Here is a 2,043-nt window from a genome sequence, read left to right as displayed (position 1 = left end):
TTCGGAGGTGCCCGCCCGGGCGCTCCAGCCGCCGCAGCCGAAGCCCGAGTCCGTACGGGGGGTGTGCTTCCGGTCTTCCTCGAGTTCCGAGAGTCGGACATGTGTGCACCTCCGGCATACCTGACCACGTTCCCTCTCTACGGAGGGGTACGCCAGTACGAGCCGTCCGGATGCCTCGGATACTGTCGGGGCATGCGTATCCATGCGGTCGACCACCCGTTGGTGGCGCACAAACTGACGACACTGCGCGACGAGCGCACCGATTCACCGACCTTCCGGCGTCTGGCCGACGAGTTGGTGACCCTTCTCGCATACGAGGCGACGAGGGACGTGCGCACCTCCGGCGTCGAGATCCGCACCCCGGTCACGGAGACCACGGGCGTGCGCCTGTCGCACCCGCGCCCCCTGGTCGTGCCGATCCTGCGCGCGGGCCTCGGCATGCTCGACGGGATGGTGCGGCTGCTGCCCACGGCGGAGGTCGGATTCCTCGGCATGATCCGTGACGAGCAGACGTTGCAGGCGTCCACGTACGCGACCCGGATGCCGGACGATCTGTCCGGACGGCAGGTGTACGTGCTGGACCCGATGCTGGCGACCGGCGGGACGCTCGTCGCCGCGATCCGCGAACTGATCCAGCGCGGTGCCGACGACGTGACGGCCATCTGTCTGCTGGCCGCGCCGGAGGGCGTGGAGCTGATGGAGCGCGAGCTTTCGGGGACTCCCGTGACCGTGGTGACCGCTTCGATCGACGAGCGCCTCAACGAGCACGGCTACATCGTTCCGGGCCTCGGCGACGCGGGCGACCGCATGTACGGGACCGTGGGCTGACCGGTCCTCCGCGCACGCCCTTGAACGGGCGTGAACGGGTGTGATCGCAAGCGCGCGGCGTTCGTTCGGGCTGCGCGTCAGTCGGTGCAGGTGCTCTTCGAGGCCGAGGGGGACGGGTTCGCCAGCGCCGCCATCGCGGCGTCGGCGTCCTTCTCCTTGGCCAGCTTCTTGTAGTCGTCGCCGATGACGAAGTCGACGTCGTCGCCCTTGCGCTCGTCGAAGCGGGTGTCGGTGTCCTTGAGCTGAGTGCCCAGCACCTTCAGACGGGCGTCGCCGTCCTCGCCGGGCGCGCCGAGGAGCAGACCCACGTTCTTGACCTTCTTGTCGAACTCCTTGGGCGCGTTGGCGACCTTGCCGATCTTGAAGCCGCGCTCCTTCAGCGCGTCCGCCGTGGTCTTGGCGAGGCCGCTGCGATCGGTGGAGTTGAGCACGTTGACCTTGATGGTGTCCGGCTCCGGAAGCTTCACGGGCTTGCCGGACCCGGCGACCCGCTGCTCGTTCTTCTCGGAACCCCGGGCCTTCGCGTCCTTGCCGCAGTTCTTGCTCTGGGCGTGGTTGCTCGACGCACGGGCAGGGGTGCCGCCCGAGAAGATGTCGATGAGTTGGAGAGTCCCCCATCCGGCGACGCCCAGAGCGCAGACGGAGGCGATTGAGGCGAGCACGATCCTGCGACGGTTGCGGGGGCGGCGCATGCGGGGGTAACGATTTCCCGTGATGCGGTACTTTCCGCCCATGCCGGGGGGAGTCAGCATGCTCATGAGGCGCAGCGTAATGCGCTACGAACGCAATGCCTACTAGATGATCAGTGATTGTGGCGTGCCGACCCTGAAAGGGCTAGTCCGAGTGGAGGGCTTTAGTCCAGTTCCAACACGCGGGCGTGCAGCACCTGTCGCTGCTGCAGCGCGGCGCGTACGGCGCGGTGCAGCCCGTCCTCCAGGTAGAGGTCGCCGCTCCACTTCACGACGTGGGCGAACAGGTCTCCGTAGAAGGTGGAGTCCTCAGCCAGCAGCGTCTCGAGATCGAGCTGACCCTTCGTCGTGACGAGCTGGTCAAGGCGCACCGGGCGTGGGGCAACGTCCGCCCACTGGCGGGTGCTTTCCCGGCCGTGGTCGGGGTACGGCCGCCCGTTTCCGATTCGCTTGAAGATCACACGGAAAGCCTACCGGGCCACCGGCACCGGGCGCAGCTTCCTGTTGCTCTTGTCGGCGGCCGGGC

3 protein-coding genes are annotated in these 2,043 nt (G+C 67.7%); 1 reads left to right on the top strand and 2 read right to left on the bottom strand.

Annotated elements, in window-relative coordinates; translation table 11 throughout:
- Positions 1-192: 192 nt before the first annotated feature.
- Positions 193-828, top strand: coding sequence for a uracil phosphoribosyltransferase (upp, locus tag H5J26_RS30515; protein WP_181769188.1), 636 nt, complete (start codon positions 193-195; stop codon positions 826-828).
- A gap of 77 nt (positions 829-905) precedes the next feature.
- Here upp and H5J26_RS30510 read toward each other — a convergent pair whose 3' ends face one another.
- Positions 906-1,586: a LytR C-terminal domain-containing protein gene (locus H5J26_RS30510; protein ID WP_235981254.1), complete on the bottom strand. Its 681-nt coding sequence runs from the start codon at positions 1,584-1,586 to the stop codon at positions 906-908.
- A gap of 95 nt (positions 1,587-1,681) precedes the next feature.
- Complete coding sequence (locus H5J26_RS30505) at positions 1,682-1,978, bottom strand: type II toxin-antitoxin system VapB family antitoxin (RefSeq protein WP_028438603.1); 297 nt, start codon at positions 1,976-1,978, stop codon at positions 1,682-1,684.
- Positions 1,979-2,043 lie beyond the last annotated feature (65 nt).

The sequence above is a fragment of the Streptomyces albidus (ex Kaewkla and Franco 2022) genome (assembly GCF_013870515.1).
Lineage (GTDB): Bacteria > Actinomycetota > Actinomycetes > Streptomycetales > Streptomycetaceae > Streptomyces > Streptomyces albidus.
Note: the sequence above shows the minus strand (reverse complement) of the source record. Positions and strands in the feature narration are given on the sequence as shown.

Bases quoted from the DNA above. Each gene is read 5' to 3' on its own strand.
- H5J26_RS30510 (WP_235981254.1), bottom strand. From the start codon at position 1,586: ATGAGCATGCTGACTCCCCCCGGCATGGGCGGAAAGTACCGCATCACG.
- upp (WP_181769188.1), top strand. From the start codon at position 193: ATGCGTATCCATGCGGTCGACCACCCGTTGGTGGCGCACAAACTGACG.